The organism is Leifsonia sp. SIMBA_070, assembly GCF_046534635.1.
GTDB lineage: Bacteria > Actinomycetota > Actinomycetes > Actinomycetales > Microbacteriaceae > Leifsonia.
On sequence record NZ_JAWRYK010000510.1, the window covers coordinates 1 to 258 of the forward strand.

Genomic DNA, 258 nt, shown 5'->3' on the forward strand with positions numbered 1-258 from the left:
GTGGCATCCACTTCAAGAAGTTCAAGGGCAAGTTCGAGCAGTTCAACCTGGTCAACGGAATGAAGCGCGTGTTCGGCACGCAGGCGCTGTGGCAGGGGGTAAAAGCCCTGTTGAAGACCGCGGTGGTGGGACTGGTCCTGTACATGGTGATCCAGGGTCTGATGCCGGTGCTCACGACAGCCGGCGGACTGCCGGTGTCCTCGGTCCTGGAAGCCGCTGCCGGGGGAACGGGATCGCTGCTGCAGGCTGCCGTTGCCG

1 protein-coding gene is annotated in these 258 nt (G+C 63.2%); it reads left to right on the forward strand.

Annotated features, from left to right (window positions below; genetic code table 11):
- On the forward strand, window positions 1-258 hold a 258-nt coding region (locus SB754_RS21255), incomplete at both ends, for an EscU/YscU/HrcU family type III secretion system export apparatus switch protein (RefSeq protein ID WP_410784323.1).